The 19,280-nt window shown below is 42.5% G+C and carries 10 protein-coding genes and 1 pseudogene; 2 read left to right on the forward strand and 9 right to left on the reverse strand.

Annotation, left to right across the window (positions count from 1 at the left end):
- Positions 1-129: 129 nt before the first annotated feature.
- From C5471_RS11095 to C5471_RS11105, 3 genes and pseudogenes are all read right to left on the reverse strand, one after another.
- Positions 130-313 (reverse strand): annotated as a pseudogene (locus C5471_RS11095) (hypothetical protein); the annotation flags it as partial.
- 222 nt (positions 314-535) lie between these two features.
- Positions 536-1,009, reverse strand: coding sequence for a hypothetical protein (locus C5471_RS11100; RefSeq protein ID WP_133814494.1), 474 nt, complete (start codon positions 1,007-1,009; stop codon positions 536-538).
- A complete protein-coding gene (locus tag C5471_RS11105) occupies positions 1,009-1,506 on the reverse strand; it encodes a hypothetical protein (RefSeq protein ID WP_133814495.1) in 498 nt (165 codons plus the stop codon). Before C5471_RS11105 ends, C5471_RS11100 begins: the two co-directional genes overlap by 1 nt.
- An 887-nt stretch (positions 1,507-2,393) precedes the next feature.
- Between C5471_RS11105 and C5471_RS11110 the strand changes: the two genes are divergently transcribed.
- Both C5471_RS11110 and C5471_RS11115 read left to right on the forward strand, forming a co-directional pair.
- Positions 2,394-3,269, forward strand: a complete 876-nt coding sequence (locus C5471_RS11110; RefSeq protein ID WP_133814496.1) for an alpha/beta fold hydrolase — start codon at positions 2,394-2,396, stop codon at positions 3,267-3,269.
- 26 nt (positions 3,270-3,295) lie between these two features.
- The gene (locus C5471_RS11115; RefSeq protein WP_133814497.1) at positions 3,296-4,822 is read left to right on the forward strand and encodes a flavin-containing monooxygenase; all 1,527 of its coding nucleotides are present in this window, start codon (positions 3,296-3,298) and stop codon (positions 4,820-4,822) included.
- A gap of 81 nt (positions 4,823-4,903) precedes the next feature.
- Here the strand turns inward: C5471_RS11115 and cynS are convergent, their stop codons facing one another.
- The 6 genes from cynS to pulA form a co-directional block, all read right to left on the reverse strand.
- Positions 4,904-5,374 (reverse strand): cyanase, encoded by a 471-nt coding sequence (cynS, locus tag C5471_RS11120; RefSeq protein WP_133814498.1) that lies wholly within the window; start codon positions 5,372-5,374, stop codon positions 4,904-4,906.
- A 471-nt stretch (positions 5,375-5,845) separates the two neighbouring features.
- The gene (locus tag C5471_RS11125) at positions 5,846-7,042 is read right to left on the reverse strand and encodes a DUF3322 domain-containing protein (RefSeq protein ID WP_133814499.1); all 1,197 of its coding nucleotides are present in this window, start codon (positions 7,040-7,042) and stop codon (positions 5,846-5,848) included.
- A complete protein-coding gene (locus C5471_RS11130) occupies positions 7,039-10,437 on the reverse strand; it encodes an ATP-binding protein (protein ID WP_242688662.1) in 3,399 nt (1,132 codons plus the stop codon). The genes C5471_RS11125 and C5471_RS11130 overlap by 4 nt, the downstream gene beginning before the upstream one ends.
- Complete coding sequence (locus tag C5471_RS11135; RefSeq protein WP_133814501.1) at positions 10,430-11,338, reverse strand: DUF4194 domain-containing protein; 909 nt, start codon at positions 11,336-11,338, stop codon at positions 10,430-10,432. Before C5471_RS11135 ends, C5471_RS11130 begins: the two co-directional genes overlap by 8 nt.
- 60 nt (positions 11,339-11,398) lie before the next feature.
- Positions 11,399-12,859 (reverse strand): DUF3375 domain-containing protein, encoded by a 1,461-nt coding sequence (locus C5471_RS11140; protein ID WP_133814502.1) that lies wholly within the window; start codon positions 12,857-12,859, stop codon positions 11,399-11,401.
- 308 nt (positions 12,860-13,167) lie between these two features.
- Positions 13,168-16,437 carry a pullulanase-type alpha-1,6-glucosidase gene (pulA, locus tag C5471_RS11145; RefSeq protein WP_166295861.1) on the reverse strand — a complete coding sequence of 1,090 codons (3,270 nt, stop codon included), beginning with the start codon at positions 16,435-16,437 and terminating at the stop codon, positions 13,168-13,170.
- Positions 16,438-19,280: the final 2,843 nt, after the last annotated feature.

The raw sequence follows: 19,280 nt of genomic DNA on the forward strand, positions 1-19,280 counted from the left end.
TTGTAGTTAAGGCTCGTTGCAAAGTGTCATCATCCAAACCTAAATCGCGACAATCCAGCCACCTTCTGATTTTGTCATTCGGGAATAAAAAGACTCATATAATTGACCCAATATTTTCAACAATGCATTCTAGTATGGCTGCATTCCCGTCACCATCCGGTGTTCTTGAAATTCAAAGGTGTTAATTCCTTCGAAGGTTAAAAACACCCAACGCGCTGAAGCCCCGCTCAACCTTTTGTTGGGCTTTGTAAGTGGAAAGTAATGCTGCCATATCAAGCACATCATTATCCATTTCGTTGATGGCCAGAATAAATACACAAAACATGCGAAAGATCACACTATTTTTAAATCAGGAATTAGGTGCGGAATGACGGCTACATTCAAAATGATATTCAATACACAGAGAAGGAAAGAAACGTCGGAGGACCTGAAGCTCACTGTATGGAGCTTCAGAAGTTGGCTTGAGAAATATATATAGACCTATATAACCTATAAATCCAAAACAACAATTTCGGTGCCAGAAATTCAAATCTTATCACCTGAACCGCTTTCCCACTTTTATTGAAAAAGCATTTATTATCGAGATAACGATCGCACATAAACTGGGTAGCAACTGCGCAATAAAACCAAGAATAGTTCCCTGGCTTACCGGGGAATAATGATGAGCCTCGCCACCCATAGCAATCTGCATGAAAGCAGAGTTTGTCAGGTAGGCATAAACCAGGCCGCAAATCCCCGTCACCAGCAGAAAACTTATCAGCATGGCGACCACCGCCCCTACCATCTGAGATAATCTTGTTCTGATTGAATTGATGGTGAGAGCGGTCAGGCAACCTGGAGCAAAACCCCAGCCCAATATATACCAAACAGCCATTAACCCTTTCAGCGCAGTGTTGTGCGCCATTTCCAGAATATCGGCACGCCACAATATAAAATTCAGACACGCAGCCAGCACAGCCAGAAATACGGAAATAGCAAAGCTGTTGGGCAAACTCGATTCTTTATTCACTAAAACACCTTTAGACAGTCAAGGAATCTTGCACCTTTTATCGAGTTAAGAAGAAAACTGCCCAAAATGCCAGCAATGAGTGCAGCAGTGTATCCCTTAATAAGGAATAACAACGGCATTTCTATTGAACCCCAATAGTTCAGCCCCACGTTGTGATCCAGCCCCCAGCAAAGTGTCTGGCAAACACTGAAAAACAGAGCGCTACTCACTGCGGTCATGATATAAGCTCCAGTGCTTCCAAGCATAAAACGGGCTGAGAGCAGATAGGTCAATCCCCCAACCGCGGCCCCCATGCCAATACCGCATAAACCAAGAGCCCATACCAGACGCCATACCAGCGGGCCATTGTCGGGAAATAAAATAAAACTCATTAAAAGAAATCCAGCCTCTGCGATAAAACCCAGAGAGATAAATAACTTAATCGTGCGTATAGCACGTTTTTCTCCTTCTGCCACCGCATATCGCGGATATTGTTCATTCACAGTTTGATTAGACATTTTTCATCTCCTTAATGTGCGTTAAGTATCACAAAATACTACGGAAAATAGTCTGATAGTGTTTTTTAAATCTGAATCCAAATTGTTTTTTTCCAAAACAGAGGAAATTGTATTTCCTTCATAAATTACCTCTAATTTGCTTCAATCATTAGTTTCGCTTAATTATATTAACTATTACTGAATAAAATCAGAATAATAGATCAAATGAATTATTTGAGAATACAAGAAAATCAACGAGTCAAAGAAAAAAAACCATATATGATGTAATTACTATGGTATGAGGATGAAAACCTGTCAATGTAAAAGAAGAAATTAAGAAAACAGTCCAATATATGGACTTAATATTTTGATATTTTCTCCAGCCAGCTTGACAGAGCCCTTGCATTATTATCATATTGATCTCCTGATATAAATAGTAGGAATAAACACTGAACTTGAGTTGGCAAACAATGCCACGCCTATTCTGTCTTGCCAACTTGACTGTCCCACTCAAAGAATTGGCTTTCAAATGATAAAAAAGGTGATGCTATTTATTGTTATAAGAAACAAAAGTTTTCATTTCTGAACTCTCAATTCCCGGATATACTTAGCATCATAATTATTTCATCCTGGTTAATAACTTGCGATTTGATTATTTATCGCTAAAATAGAATAAATAATTCAGAGCATTTAATTTTATAATAAAAATATTCAAGCATAGGCATAATTTCAACCTTATGGATTTGACAATAACCTGATACTTAGTTATGACTTTATTTAAGAAGCAACAAAATAATTATTCAATGAACTAATTACTATCAAGACAGAATAATGACAACCATGATAACCAATAAAGCTCAATATTGAGATTCTATTACCCCATATCTATAGGGAGATATATAACTGCCATGAATAAATCCGATCAAGAATTTAATGTTAACGAAAGTACTGTAAAGGTAGATGGAAAGGATGTCAGGTTCTTCACAGCTAAACCTCCAGGCCTAACTAAGGATAATGCCAAGAGTAATACTGTAGTGTTAGTGCATGGTACAAGCGGAAATACAACGCTGCATTTCAGTCATCTATTTCCACTACTTGCCACAAAACACTCTGTTATATCACTGGATTTTTCTCAACCTGTGAAAGCGGGCGAAATTCTGACTCCTGAACATCTTGGAAAACAGGTCGAAGCCGTTATTGAAACAGCTGCACCGGGGGAATCTGTCACACTGATAGGTTATTCTCTGGGCTCTGTCGTTGCTGCTTCTGTCGCCGCTAAACGTCCGGATCTGATTCGTAATTTGGTTCTGCTCGCAGGATGGATGAAAACAGATTTACAGATGGAAAGACTTGTTGCTGTCTGGCGTCATTTATATGAGACCAACTCACCGGTTATTACCGAATTTGTCATGTATTGTGCTGGTGGTGTCCCTGGTCATGTGGATATGTATCCAGACCCACCTCCAACTGGATTTGAAAATATCAATCCGGGGGAATTCGATATATTGCAACTAGACCTTGATGCCCGGGTTGATATCACTCAGATTGCTCCTACGATAAAAGCCACAACGCTGATTATTGGCTGTACACACGATAAAATAACCCCCACTTACCATAGCAAAGCACTTCTCGGCGCAATCCCGGACGCACGCTATATAGAGATAGAAGCCGGGCACGCTGTCATTTATGAACGCCCTGCCCAATTAATGTTGGTTATTGACCAGTTCTGCGCGGCACCTTCACTTTACCCTGCCGGGACCATTATTCCCGCTGACCAGATATAATCCCTTTTACGCTTTGGAGAGCTATTATGAATAAAAGTACACCAGACCATAATCCACAAGCAGATATATCGCAGGTCACAGATGCAGAGATTATTATCATCGGCGCAGGTTTTGCCGGCCTTGGTATGGGAGCCCAACTTAAGCGCCGTTCTCAGCACAATTTCCTCATTCTCGAACGTGCCGATGATGTAGGAGGTGCCTGGCGCGATAATACTTATCCCGGTGTAGCCTGTGACATCCCCTCACACCTTTATTCTTACTCATTTCGCCCCAATCCTGACTGGTCTCATGTTTTTTCACCAGGGAATGAAATATTCACTTATCTTCAGGATACAGCCAGGGATGAAGGGCTATTGCCTCATATCCGCTTTGGCACCAACGTTGAAAAATCCTATTGGGATAACCAAAAAGAACGCTGGATCATTATCACCACCGCAGGTGTTTTCAGTGGGCGGTTCTTGGTAACAGGCACTGGGCATTTAACAGATGCAAATCTTCCACAGATCGAAGGTTTGAGCAGCTTTACTGGGGAAGTTTTTCATTCAGCCTGCTGGAAACATGATATTTCTCTTCAAGGTAAGCGAGTAGGTATCATCGGATCAGGTGCTTCAGCAACGCAGATAGTGCCAGAAGTGGCGCAAAGTGTCTCTGAACTTGTTGTTTTCCAGCGAAGCGCATCCTACATCATTCCACGTCCTGACCGAAGTTATTCAGATAGTGAAAAACAGCGTTTCCGACGCGATCCAGAGTCTATTCCCGCTGTTCGTTCAGATATATTCTGGCACTTTGAATCTCTGTATCCAGCCCGTCGTTCTATTCCGCAATATCTTGCAGAATTCAAGCGCATAGCCTCAGATCATCTTAAACGGCAAATCCCCGATCCGGAATTACGTGCAAAACTCACCCCCAGCTATGAAGCGGGTTGTAAAAGGCTTGTGATTGCAAGCAATTATTATCCTACGTTTCTACGAGATAACGTTAAACTCGAAACATCAGCTTTACAGCGTATAGACGGGCAAAATGCAGTTTCAGTGGCCGGCAACAGTTATCCACTTGATGTATTGATCTTCTGTACTGGTTTTCAAACCACCCAGCCACCTTATGCCCGCCTGGTTCATGGCCGTGATGGCCTCAGCCTTGCTGATCACTGGGCCCAAGGCATGGAAGCTTTCGCATCAACCACTGTTACAGGTTTTCCAAACCTATTTATTATCAACGGACCGAATGCGACACTTACTCATAACTCAATGATTTATATGATTGAGTCTCAAATAGAGTACATTCTCGGTGCTATTGAATACAGCAGGAAAAATAACAACTGCGTACTTGAGGTTTCTCCCAAAGCTCAACATCGTTATGTAACCGAATTACAAGAACAGGTTAATGGCACAGTATGGGTTGGAGATAATTGTACAAGCTGGTACCGTGATTCCCGAAATAAGCGTTTAACACTGATATGGCCTGATTTTGCTCACACCTTCAGACAGCACAATAGCAAATTTGATCCTGCTCCTTATCTGTCTCATACGACGACCGAAATCACTAATCCATAAGCTTTAAGCAGCAATTGGATATTCATTCTGTGAAACAGCAAGGGAGAGAGCTTATCTCCCTTGCCGATGCCAACAATCGCTTTAGAATGGTTTGGTCGGCAAATACTTCCCGTCGAGGGTAATCACGGCACGGGAACCACCATTAGGATCATCAACCTTCTTGATATCAAGCTTGAAGTCAATCGCGCTGATAATGCCATCACCAAACTGCTCATGGACCAGCGCCTTAAGCGTTGAGCCATAAACTTGCACCATTTCGTAGAATCGATAAATAGTCGGATCAGTCGGTACACCACCTGGGATGCTACCGCGCACAGGGATAGTTTGTAGCAGAAGGAAAGCATTCTCATCAAGTTCAAGCTGGTCAACTACCATCCTCGCAGCGTCGGCAGGCAATGGATGCTGGCCGAGCAGTGCAGCAGTGACGAATGCAAGACTCAGACCCGTTCCCTGTGCAATGTCCTCAAATGTCAAATTTTTGTGTGTTTTGGCGTCAATGATAGCATCGGTAAGGATCTGGCGGGGAGTTTGAGAGTATTGAGATTGTGTCATAATGATTCCTTTGGATTAATGAGCTAGTTAAATGCTGTGGTAAAACATGGATTGGGTTGCAAAAACCTGTGTATAGTCCGCAAGCGAAACAAGTTGGCCGAGCTGGCCGTTTGAAAAGCTCACAACGCTGCGGGAATATCTCGCGCTAGAATGGTAAAAAGCCTTCAATAATATCTTGCATGTCTTCACTCCATCGTGATCGATAAGAAAGCTGATGGATGAAGAATGAACGAATTTTTCTATAGCGTCAAAGATCGAATTACTATCATCTCTATAGTATTTTCCAATAGTTGAATTGCCATTCAACCTCCGTTGCCGCAGCGCAACGCCGTGCTGTTGTGGCGCTGCGGCGCATATCGAAGCGCTGCAAGTCAGGTGTTTGCCAATCTGATCACGCACCGTTTCGACATACGCCAGGAAAGTGATAATTCCTGATAAACAGAAAACACAGTGTGCTTGGTCGCTTCCGAGTTAAGACAGCCAGTCTATAAGTTTGTTTCTAATGTAATCAGATGAAAGACGCTCCTGCTCCAAACGTGAAGACTGAAACCGGTCAGAGATGAGGTAATTAAACAACTTTGCTTCATCTTCATTTAGCGATGAAGGATTGGATTCAACTGGATTTGGTTCAGGAACCATTCTATCTTCATGAACTTTAACGGTTTCAACATCCATCATCAGAGATTCAATATCCACAAACTTGTCTCTGGCGTCACTGAGAATAGACAAACCCCAGGTATCAATATCTCCCCAGTACCCTACACGCTTGCCTCTCAACCATGCCGCATCCATCCAGGCAACGTTTTTCCCTCCTCCGATCACCGCTACTGTGTCAGGCATGTCGGGTAACGCCAAACCAGACTGTAAGTTTTCGACGACTAATATATTCGATGCTGGAAGTTCGTGCTGTTTAAGTAATTCACCCGGTATTTGAAGTATCGGAATTCCACCAAGCGCAGCCGTCGCCGTATGGCAAAGCGGTCTGATGGTTAACCAGCCCTTGGGATTTGTTAAACAACCCAACCAAGCAGTAAGACCTCCAAATGCTGAAACGGCACCTTTGTGAATCACATCGATCAGCTCTTCAATCAGGATTTGGTGGTTCTCAAGAAACTTAGTATCAATACCAATGAGGGGTAATGCCCTTAAATATTGCCCTTCCCCCAAGCCTTGCTTTAATTGCGGGAGAAGCTTTGCCAATAATTCCGCATCCCTCAGAGAGAGTTTTTCCACAATATCTATACACTTAACCAATGCAGGATAGAGATCTTTATCAACCCGCAAGAATGGCTTCATATTTCTTTCCCACAACTTACTTCGGGAAAGGGCATTATTCCCTAAAAACTGAATCAAATGTTGCATCGATTCAATGACAACAAAAGTCGGAATTCGCTGCTCAGACAAATCCCGGAAATTTTTAGAAGACCACTCCACAACGTCTTGATAGGGAAATGATTTCCACTCTTCAACAAATCGCTGAAAATGAACCATATCTGATATGGCAGAACTGCCTCTGGGGGGTTTTAAACCAACGCGAACAGGGAATGCTTTGCTGCCCAGTAATCGAGCCTTTAGTGAGGAAAGATTATCCCACTCACGTTGCCTAATGAGGTTGTTAACCTGCGCCGGTAATAACCCCCAGCGCACCCCATTCTGCTCCCTTTTCATACCCGTTTCTCAAGTTCGATACCTAAACCAGCAGCCTCGGCAGCTAACTTTTTCTCCTTCTCTTCCCCCATTCTCCGGTCAATTTCTTCCCAGGTGACTTCACATAAATGGCTGTCGTGGTTTTCCTGGTCTCTTTCTGCAATGAGCAACGAGCGGGCCGATTCTCTCGCCAAATTCAGGTTTTTATAAGGTGTAATCAAATTAACGTGAATATGCAGCTCCCTAAACACCCTAAGCACACGCCGGCTTACCGTTTCGGCCGTATTCGAGAACGCTTCATCCAGAAAAACAGTACAGTAAACAGGCCGATCATAGCCAACCGGCGTCAAAACGTAGGCCAAACTTGCCGCGACAATAGTCGCCGCGAATGACTCTTTTTCTCCTCCAGACTTTCCACTGGATGACTCCAATACATCACGAATCTCACCCGTATTGATATCCAATTCTTCGGCATAAAATGACATCTGATAACGGGGATCAAGCAGCCTTAAACTTTCCAATGTATTTGAGGAGCCTGGCGCACTGGCTTTCCCAAGGATCTCAACGACTTTAGCCAACTGACGGAACCGTGCTTCATGGTCATCACTGGTTACCTGACTAAGCACCTTACGCAGATGCTGTTCAAACTCATTAACATGCGGGAATTTCTCCCTCTTTGAGCCCAGCTTTAAATGTGTACCTGATCGAAACTCTGTACGCTTGAGGACCCGGTTAATAATGTCAATCCGCTCAAGGATATCTTCCCGTTCAGATTCAAGCTTAGTTTTAATCCGCGCCAACGACTGCGTTGCATGCTTATTCAAACGTTCAATAAACTGCTCCACAAGGTTGGGAAGCCCTTCCTCTTCCAGTTGTCGTAAATGATTAAGATAATCAGGTAAGCTGCCAATATCACTTTGCCAGTCAACTGTGAAGACTTGCCATTTATCGTTAGACCTGAACGAAACCATAATGCTGATGACTGATCTTTCCGCTCTGTCTTTATTGTTCCGGCTAGAATCTAATAGACGATCCAAATCTTCTTCAACTTTCGACACCAATTCAGCCATCCGGCTTAAATCGTTTGTATTAAGCACGCCAACCCGAATCGCAAGTAACTGCCTGGCTGAATCAGGTAATCCCCTCTCCGCTTTTGCCTGCGCTTTGTTCCATTCTTCTTGTGCATTTCTCAGCGTATTTTTAACGCCACCAGAATCAGAGTTGAGTTGATTTAATGCCGATTGAATTTGAGCCAATTGCTCTTTAGCCGATTCCCAACGCTCTCTGGCCTTATCCAGATCACCGCCTGACTGTTCTAACACCTTAAGGTCAGCCTGCAAATCAGAAAGCTTTTCATGCCAATAAGGAGCATTAATATCATCCCAACGGTAACTTTTGAGCTTCTCCCAAAGTATTTTACGATCAGAAACAGCATTCAAATCCTGACGGGCCTGGCTCACCTTTTTTCCGGTTTCCTCCAGTTTCAAGCCTAAATCTTTTTTATCGTTATTAAGAATGGCTAAACGTGACTTGTTTGAAAAACCCAGACACCAGCGTCTTCTATCATCTATCCGGTGCTGATCTTTTTTCTCAAAGCGCCCCTTATCCATGTGCATTAATCCCTGCTGTGTCATCGAAAACGGGGTTTGATCCAATTCTTCCGTATTCGAAACACATTGCAGGTCAAATCTCTGCAAGTGATGCTTGAGCCACTCCCGATAAGGGTGAGTGCGCCATACTAATTTCCTTAGATAACCATCAGGCCTAAACTCCGCTGGTTTACCCCGGTGAGTCGCAGCATCATCCACAACTTGAACACGTACATGTAAACCCGTATGCCGGGCATTTAACCAGCGAGTCACCATCGAATAACAATCATATGGCACAGCCAGTGTTGTTCGTAACCCGCCTAACGCCCTCTCTATCGCGCCTTGCCATATCTTTTCATGATCTTCAACGTCGATAAGCTCACCGATAAATACACATTGGTCTTTACTTAATTCTAAGGAGTTAACCAGTTCATCCCGCAGTTGCTGATATTTCACATCAATATTAGAATCCGGCCTTGCCTCGATTTCCCGAATTTCCTGAGAGATATCATGGATATTTGCTTGCAACTCACTGAATTTGGCACTGATGGTGGCAAACCTATCCTGATACTCTTCTTCGTCACGCTGAATACTGGCAAGCCTGGCTGATGCTTCGGATTGATTTTTGAGAAATACAGCCTCCTCTAATACAACAGGGAGAGCCAGATCTTTGGCATGAGTTTGATATTGCGACGAAATTCGAACCACCCGATTTAATTGATCTTGGGTATGACCCATTTCTTTTCGAAGCGACTCTATTTTATCCCCGCCAAACTGAAGATATTCCTCATGTCTTCGTTCAACCCGCTTATCCGCATCGACTTTATGCCCTTCCGCTTGTTTAATTTCGAGGGATAGTGCTTCAAGTTCAGCCTCAATATCGGCAATTTTCTCACTCCACAATTGTGCGAAGATTTCCCCAAAGTAGACCGGAAGACTATTTCTTTCGACCGTCAGCTTCTCAAATTCTTTCGTTGTTTTTTCGATAATTGAGCTGAGTTCAGGTAATTTAGATAAATGCACCTGTTGGGCTCTTGCATCCACTAATTGACTATGAATTGCCACCAGATCAGCAAACTCTTCCACTACCTTTTTGGCATCATCTTTGACTGTACTCGGTTCAAGTACCAATTCACGAATCAACCCGGTTAAATCATCAATTTTTTTCAAGCCCAACGCCCGCGACAACAATGCAGGCGCATTCTTATTGTCCATATACAGAAGCTTTCGGTACAGCTCCTGATAATCGGAAAAATTATCATCACAGCATGTAATTGCCGGGTCATCACGGAGCCATTGCTTGAATGATCGGGCATTACCTTCCCCAAAGGCATTAAGCATTTCTTTAAGAGTCAGGTCTCTTTTGGCAACAATATAAACTCGCGTCACGTCCGCAAGCACATTCGTCGATTTAGTGATCCAGAAAAGTGCCGCAAGCGTGATTTTTGAGCCGTCATCCCCTTGATATAAAGCTCTAAGCCCAGTCACCACTCCAGATTCACGCTTACTTCTGACTCTCGTACCCGCTCCATCATGGGCAGATCCAAAACTTCCACGCATATAAGAAAGTAAAGTCCGGTCAGAACGATCACCCTGCGCCGCAGCCACATTAAAGGTTGCCTTGCCGGCAGGAAGGAGCAAAGCCATAAGGCCATCAATAAACGTCGATTTTCCCGCGCCGTTATCTCCAGTGACCAAAGTTCCCATAGGATCGATCAACGCGGTATGCAAGCCGTTAAATGACCCCCAGTTATAAACTGAAAGTTCGGCTAATCTGATTTGACCAACATGAAATAATGAATCAGCCGAAAGAGTTTGATCAGTCATTTTCATCTCCTGCTTCCTCCTCTTCGTCTTGATAATCAACAGCGTTGCTGCCATTTTTATTTAGCTCAATACCCTTCTCATCCGCCATTTTCAGGTATTCATTCAGCATACTTTCGAGAAATTCAGCACTGACTACGTAGCGGATCACCGGTGTAATCTCGAAGCGATCCTCACTTCCCCGCACCGAACTCAATATTTTTTTCGTCACCATTTTCTCAAGAGCCCCCTTGAGTTTTCGCCGATCAGATTTAGTACTGTTTGTCAGCGGTAAAAACGGTGTCAGATGGGATTCTATACGCTCGATATCAATGATAATCCTTTGCTCACCCGATGTTTCCCGATCCTGGTAGTGTTTGCGCAGCACTAACAGCAACAACGTATCGTATAAAGAGAGCGTCCTTCGGCTAATCAGAGATACAACCTCTTCATCATCTATACCCAATGATTCGGTATCTTCCTCATTTTGAAAACCGGCTATAAAGGCAACACCCGCTTTCTCATCTAAAACCAGCTTCAAATAGACTTCTGACAGATGTTTGCGTACAGCACATTGGTATCGACAAAGCGATTCAAACAACTTGGCTTTCTGCGAAGATAATATAACGCCCTGACGCAGCAAGCTAACCAGCACCCGGCGCGCATCAGGCGGCATACCACTATTTGAACGTTCAGAGTGATCACTGACTAACACATCATCAACTTCAACGGATGAACTTTTATTGGTAGCAACATCAGATTCAACGGCGGATGTGCCTGTAAGTGGGCTATACCCTGATTGAGTATGATGTTTTATCAACTGATCGAAGAACCCTGTTTGCTGTTCTTTCTGAGGATCTGAATCAGACTTCCCGAGGGTTGCAGGGGTACCATTATCTTTATTCAGCTTTTTGTCTTTATGCATTCCAACCCCCACACTATGAGATCTACAGCCACTTTCTATTCACCATTACGCTATTCACCATTACAGAACTAATTCATCCAAACTGTCTGGAAACAGGTCGACACTCAGAAGAAAAGTGGGGATAGACACCCGCAAGCTAACTCCCTGTTTGTCACTAATTTCAATTGACTCCTTCTCTTCCAATAATGCAGCTCCGACAGATTTCGCAACCCGCAAATAGGCAACTAGCTCTTCCAGCCCTGAATTAAGCGGGTGATAATGTGCAATAGATGCAACCGTCATTGGACCAAACTCTTTTAACGTTTCTAGCGCCCTCTCAGCGATCAATCGGATTTGAACAGCATCAAGGCAATCCAGCATCTGTATACTCGGTTCTCGAGAGTTAAGCTGCTCTTCAACACCTGAGGTATCCAGCTTTTCATCAGGTGATTTAAGGAGCATGCTTTCGGGAGAGCTAATACTTGCCGCCCCAACGGGCAATGAAAGAGCTGTTGTTGTTTGCAAGTCGCAATCAGCATTCTTCAATTCAACAGCAAGTCGTTCCAATTGACCAAGCAATCTATCAACAGCACGATTTTCTTGAGCAGTGCCACTCTCTATGTAAGCACGCAAGCTCTCTTCCGTTCTTCGTCTGATTTGAAAAACTCTGTCACTCTCGCGGCTCAATTCTCGCATGAGCTGACTTAAGAATTGCCGTTGCGGGGTACTTAAGTGTTCTGCGACCGGGCGATTTAAAATGCTTCGAAGCTGATCCCGCAGCTCCATAGTTCTATTTTGATCACATAACAAATCAAAAAAGCTTTCAAACGCACTACCGGCATCCGTTTTAGCCAGCAGCGCTTCTTTTTCTAAAACAGCAAGAAGAACATCTCCTCTGGTGGAGTCTCCCTCAATAATTTGAATACGAATTTCCTGATCCAACCGACGAATTTCATCTTCAACACGGCGGAAATCACCCGTTAAAACAGAAGCCAACTGGTAGATCTCACGAATTCTTTCCCGCTGCTCAACCTCGGTCAGTTCGGTTACAATGCCTGCCTTCAGGGCATCAAGCTCTCTTTGAATTTCGGATTTTCTATCTTCCAAAAGCGTGACACGATCATCGATATTTGGGCTAATCGCCACCGCAAAGTCCCTGACCGCTTCCTGAACAATTCGAAGATGAGACGCAGTAGTTCCTGAACTGCGCTCATCAAGTCCCTGGCTAAAACGGAGCGCAATTTCACTGGCATCCGTTTTAGTTAATGTGTCATCCATCTCACGCAACCAGCCTTCCCGAATCCATTTATTGAGATAAGTGCCAGCACCCGTTTCCGTTTCCCAAAGACCAAGTTCACGACAGCGTACCAGCTCTGCATCAAGTGACACGCGGGCACGACTAAAAGGGACTTCACTATCCTCCGAAAATAACTCCCCAAAAAATGCCAAAATTAAAGGGGAATTATCAGCTCTTAACAGTTTCCAGGCTGCACTTTCCTGAAATAGACGGCGGTACTTTGCCTGTAACCCTTGGAAGTTCAACTTGCCTCCCTCTGTGTGATTATGAGTAAAAAGCGATTAAATGAGTACTGGCCCGTCATCACCCTTTCCAAAAAGCCACCACTAAGAATTTTGTATGATTCACAATCAAATAAAAACCATATCATCATATTTTTTATTGTGTCAACGCCTATTATTGACTCTTAAAACGATTAAATGCGGTGATCAGCGAAAGAATTAAGCTTATAAAAGCCATCCATTTTGTGAAGAAAGCGGTAGGAGTACCCTTTCAAGCTAAAGATGGGCGGTCTGGACAAACCGCCCCGATGCAAACAGTAGAAAATTCCGCGTTACTTCCTACGGACAGGTAAACCAGTACCGCGAACGCCATCCTGTGGTAAAACCAGCACCGCTACCGACCACGCCGGCAACGTGACCACGCCATCTTCTGCTATTCTGATACCGGCCGCCAGCGAGGTGCTGCCCAGCTCGCTTTGAATATCGTTCAACTTTAATCCTCTGACCTTAAACTCTCTCACTGTAGCCGTATGTGGTGCTGCATTGATCATCACGACAAGGCCGTCGAACCGTAAATCGCGGTCACCACTGGTAACAGAACCGTCATCGATAGTCATCACGAACAGCCCAAGCTGCTGATGCGGCCCAGTGTTATGGAAATCAACACGTTGCTTAACCGATGCACCATCACCGAGCGTCATCAGTGGTGAAAATTGACGCAGGCGCAACAGTTCCTGGTAAAAAGCAGTCATCTGCAATAACTCAGTTTGGCCTGGTTTATCCACTACATTTTTTACTCGTTCAATCAATGCGTAATTTTCACCATCATCACGCAGGCCCGGCATACCAACATCATAGTTATTGTCTTGGTAAGCGTAGCTGACACGGTTAAACCAATCGCCGGCATTATAAGAATCACGGGTAAAAGACTTAGAACGTAATAGTTCCGATCCATGTTGAGCGAAGGCCAGCCCCTGCCCAAGGAATGTCGTAGAGAGGGATATTGCCTGCATACGAACTCTGGTTGCCAGATCCGCCTCATGTGCAGCTTTGTAGCTGATTATGTCCCATAACGTTTGGTTATCGTGTTTAGATACATAATTGATCACCTCAATTGGATCGGCAGCGTAACCGGCTATAGCCCCTTTGTAGTCAATTTCTCTGCCGGTTTTCACCGCCCCATCTTTATCGATCAACACGAAATCAGCCAGATTGCCCGCCATACCCAAACGTACCAGATCCGCCAGATGACGCACTTCGTTAGTATTTAACCAAGTCTGTTCGTTAGGTAACGTTCCGGCACCATTACCCACTCCCTGGTTTATACGAATGCTGTCGGCGGAATCGAACGGTCCACCACCCTGTACTGCATCACGCAGTCGATCAGAGAAAGTACCAATCCCAGTCCCCTTAAGATTAATCTGTGAAGCGATTTCGAAACGGTCGCCCTGCCCAGAATTCCAACCTTCACCAAAGAAGTAGACCGATGGGTTAATCGCACGCACTTTTGCCAGCGCCGATAACATCTGTACCTTGGGATGAAAGCCCATTAAGTCAAATCGGAACGCGTCGATCTTATAGTCCTTAACCCAGGTAACCAATGAGTCTTCGATTAGTTTAGCGAACATGCGGTGCTCTGGTGCCGTATCGTGGCAACAGGTGTTGGACTCAACATGACCACTGATTTCATTCAAGCGATGATAATACCAAGGGACTATCTTATCCAACACGGAAGATCTTTCTGTTGGACCAGCAGCATTAGTGTGATTGTACGCTACGTCCATGACCACATTCATTCCCAGTTGCTGCTTGATGGCCTGAATCATGGCGCGAAACTCTTTTATACGTACCGAACCTTCCGCATCTGTGGCATAAGAGCCTTCCGGTACTGAGTAATGGAACGGATCATAGCCCCAGTTGTAGGAGTCAGTTTCTGCAATCATCGCATTCAGCTCTTGTACCTGTGGATGACTGGCACTATCACCGCTCCGTAACTCCTGCAACACTTCACCCACGGTTTGTGAACTATTACAGTAATCAGCAAAGCGGCTGTTTCTCACCATTGTATTGACCCGGCACAAACGACTGAATGGATGATTAAGATCAGCCACTTGGTCGCTAAATTCATTAACGGAAGCCAAATCAAATACTGGCAACAGCTCCATATGAGTGACTCCGGCCTGACTCAGTGCCTTAAGATGCTTGAACATATCGCTGTTGTTAGCGGTCAGAGCTAGATATTTACCACGCCAGTCTTCTGGCACCGTGCTATCTGCAACGGAGAGATCACGGACATGAGCTTCATATATGGCCATGCGCGCAATGTCCGCCGGTGTACTTTGCGAACGTGGCATGATCAAGCTATCCCAGTTTTGTGGTTTCAGTGCCTCATCATTCAGGTTGATTACCTGACTGTATTCTGAATTAGTGGATAAACTGTGGGAATAGGGATCAGTGACCTCATAGTGTTCCACATTACGGGAACGTGGATGGAACACCGTCAGGGCATAACGGTAGTAAGCACCAACCAGCGCCTTATCTCCTTGCCATGACCAAGCGCCACTAGCAGGATCTCGGTTCATTGCGTAATTGTTGATTACCTGTTTATCTGCATTATAGATAACCAACCCGACATTCTGAGCAGTAGGTGCCCACAAACGGAAGGTCACACCTGCATCGTTGATCAACGCACCATATTCCAACGTATCAGCTGTGTCGGCAAAACGGTCATCCAGCACGCCGGCAGTTTGTACTTGAGTCGCCGATAATAACAAACCTTCTTTATTGGTCGCTAACGCGACCAGATCACCGGCGAGTAATGTCTCGATATCCGTCTCTTCTGGCAGACGGAACGCGGTTAATTTCTGCAAGTGCGGGAATCGTTCAGCCGTTTTCTGGCTCAAGGTGGTCGGTGTTAATGCCAAATAGCTATCGGTGAAGTTTCCTTGGTCATTGGCTACGACTTTGCTCCGGCTATGATATAAGCGGACATAAGGCTTATCTGCTCCACCTGACCACAACAGTGTTTGATTGTCGATCCAGTGTGCCGAGGCCTGGGAAACACCGAACACAGATTCAAAGGCTTCCGCCCGACTACTATAGATTTGATCACTGCCGGGTATCACAGAAATGGTACGGTTACTGAAATCGGAGAAGGAAATTCTCAGGTCACTGTCGATCAATTTAGTGTTGTTGCCATCACGCACAATAAAATTAATACAACCCTCGTTTTTGTTTAACGGCACAACCCAATAAGGGCCATAACTATCGCTGCCTGTAGGAATTGCACTGAAATCATTCCAACTCAATGAGGGAGAAGCCAGAGCATCACAGCTTTCGTCGTTCCATAGGTAGAGGGTATTGGTACTGTAATCACGGTTTGTTGTTGGATCGCGTTGACTTAATTTATCAATATCCACCAAGTGGATCACGGCCTGAAGATCGCTGGCACGGGCAGCTTCATCCGGTATCTTGATAGGGAGATGTGCTATCGGTTCTTTAGGGGGATTAGGTAAAGAACCATTGTTATCACAGCCTGCCAGCAAAACGAATGAACCACTTAATATGGCCGAGTAAGCCTTTTTCAAGAAGTGAGCTACCATAATCAGACCTTTTAATTGTAAGAAATTATCGACGATATTATTGCGAATGAATTAAATTGGAAATATTAAATAACGTCTCAGATAAAGCAACATCCTCCTAATTTTGATACTGATAGGGAGGAGGAGTTAGGAGGAGATGCTTTTTCGTGATATCGCGCACAATAATAATGTAATAATCTTTTATTACATAAGGATGATGTGAGTTTTATATGTATTACTCCATATATTTTCCATGCTGATAACATTATTTCGCCCAAATTTTATTTTGCTTTTACCTTCGCTACCAATGCTCACTTTTCCTTTAAAGAACTATTTCGCATCTGACATTTAGTAGAGAATGTCATAAAACATTCTCTACTAAATTATCCAAAATAAAGCCAAAACCTATTTTCTAACAATTAATTAAAACCTACTGTTGACGCAGTTTATTAAAAACGCCTATCATTACCAAATGCGAAGTTCGTTACCTAAAAAACTTCAACATCCCATGCTTAAATGTTTCAGCCTGGACAATTTCAATATTAAAACCAAAGTTATTTCTCATGTAAATAAGATTTCAAAAGAGTAGATCACTGGAGGGAACTCAGTCCGATGTCAATTTATGTGGCAATGGCTTCAACATGTAAAAATATTCATGGAACGCCGCATCATGACAACAGCAAAAATCGGGAAGGGTAAAAATGGGTGCATCACTATTATGAAAACCTATTTAACCTGTTATCGGAAATCGTTTTTTACTCGATGGATTTAATGGGTATAAAGTTTTAACCATTGTTTTTACCCTTTTAACACCTGTTTTTTATCAGGTTTAATCATCATCGGATTACGTTTAATGAACGTTAATCATATCCACTTTTTATCTTTATTGGCGCTGTTAAATAACCGGCGAGAAAATGCTTTAATACTCATTTATTCGGATAATATCCTTTTATGTACGGTTTTTTTTCAACTCGCTATTAACGGTTAATGATTTTCGATTAAATACTATTAATGGTTATTTTTTAAAATGGTATTTATTGCGTTAAATCCGTTTTTGATATAAAAGATTTAATACGGCGGCATTTGCGTTTTTAAATGATGATGACCGTTAACCTGCTATCGGAAGTTGTTTTTTTACTCGATGGATTTAATGAGTATAAAGTTTTAACCGTTGTTTTTATCCCTTTTAACACCTGCTTTTTGTTAAGTTTAATCATCATCGGATATCGTTTTTTATGTTTAATGAATGCGGATCATATTCATTTTTTATCTTTTCTGATGTTGTTAAATAACTACTGGGAAAGCGCTTTAATATCCGTTTATTCTGGTGATGTTATTTTTCGTGCGATTTCTTTTCAACTTTGGATTAATGGTTAATGATTTTCGATTAAATGCCATTAATGGTTATTTTTAAAAGTGGCATTTATTGTGTTAAATCCGCTTTTGATATAAAAGGTTTAATGCTTTGGTATTCGCGCTTTTAAATGATGATGACAGTTAACCTGTTATCGGAAGTCGTTTTTTCACTCTATGGATTTAATGAGTATAAAGTTTTAACCGTTGTTTTTATCCCTTTTAACACCCGCTCTTTGTTAAGTTTAATCATCATAGGATATCGTGTTTTATGTTTAGCGAACGCGGATTATATTCACTTTTTATCTTTTCTGATGCTGTTAAATAATTGGCGAGAAAGCGCTTTAATATCTGTTTATTCGGGTGATGTTATTTTACGTGCGATTTCTTTTCAACTTTGGATTAACGGTTAATGATTTTCGATTAAATGCCATTAATGGTTATTTTTAAAGGTTACATTTATTAAGTTAAATCCAATTTTGATATAAAAGCTTTAATTCTTTGGTATTCGCGTTTTTAAATGATGATGACAGTTAACCTGTTATCGGAAGTCGTTTTTTTACTCTATGGATTTAATGGGTATAAAGTTTTAATCGTTGTTTTCACCTCTTTTAACACCTGTTTTTGTTAAGTTTAATCATCATTGGATATCGTGTTTTATGTTTAATGAATGCGGATCATATTCACTTTTTATCTTTTCTGATGCAGTTAAATAACTTCTGGGAAAGCGCTTTAATATTCGTTTATTCGGGTAATGTTATTTTACGTACGATTTCTTTTCAACTTTGGATTAACGGTTAATGATTTTCGATTAAATGCCATTAATGATTATTTTTAAAGGTTACATTTATTAAGTTAAATCCGATTTTGATATAAAAGCTTTAATTCTTTGGTATTCGCGTTTTTAAATGATGATGACAGTTAACCTGTTATCGGAAGTCGTTTTTTTACTCTATGGATTTAATGGGTATAAAGTTTTAATCGTTGTTTTCACCTCTTTTAACTCTTGCTTCTTATTAAGTTTAATCATCATCGGATATCGTGTTTTATGTTTAACGAACACGGATTATATTCACTTTTTATCTTTTCTGATGTTGTTAAATAACTGGCGAGAAAGCGCTTTAATATCCGTTTATTCAGGTAATGTTATTTTACATGCGATTTCTTTTCAACTTTGGATTAATGGTTAATGATTTTCGATTAAATGCCATTAATGGTTATTTTTAAAAGGGGCATTTATTGCGTTAAATCCGCTTTTGATATAAAAGATTTAATACGGCGGCATTTGCGTTTTTAAATGATGATGACCGTTAACCTGTTATCGGAAGTTGTTTTTTTACTCGATGGATTTAATGGGTATAAAGTTTTAACCGTCGTTTTTACCCAGGGTGAGAGCGTGAGTGTTCATTGTTTAACCATCGAGCATAATCCTGCTATTAACACCTTGTCCATATAGGCACTATTCATACTGGTCATCTTCCGTTTGCGCCGAATACTGGCTTTTTCACTGG

The sequence above is a fragment of the Photorhabdus tasmaniensis genome (genome assembly GCF_011189505.1).
GTDB classification, from domain to species: Bacteria; Pseudomonadota; Gammaproteobacteria; order Enterobacterales; family Enterobacteriaceae; genus Photorhabdus; species Photorhabdus tasmaniensis.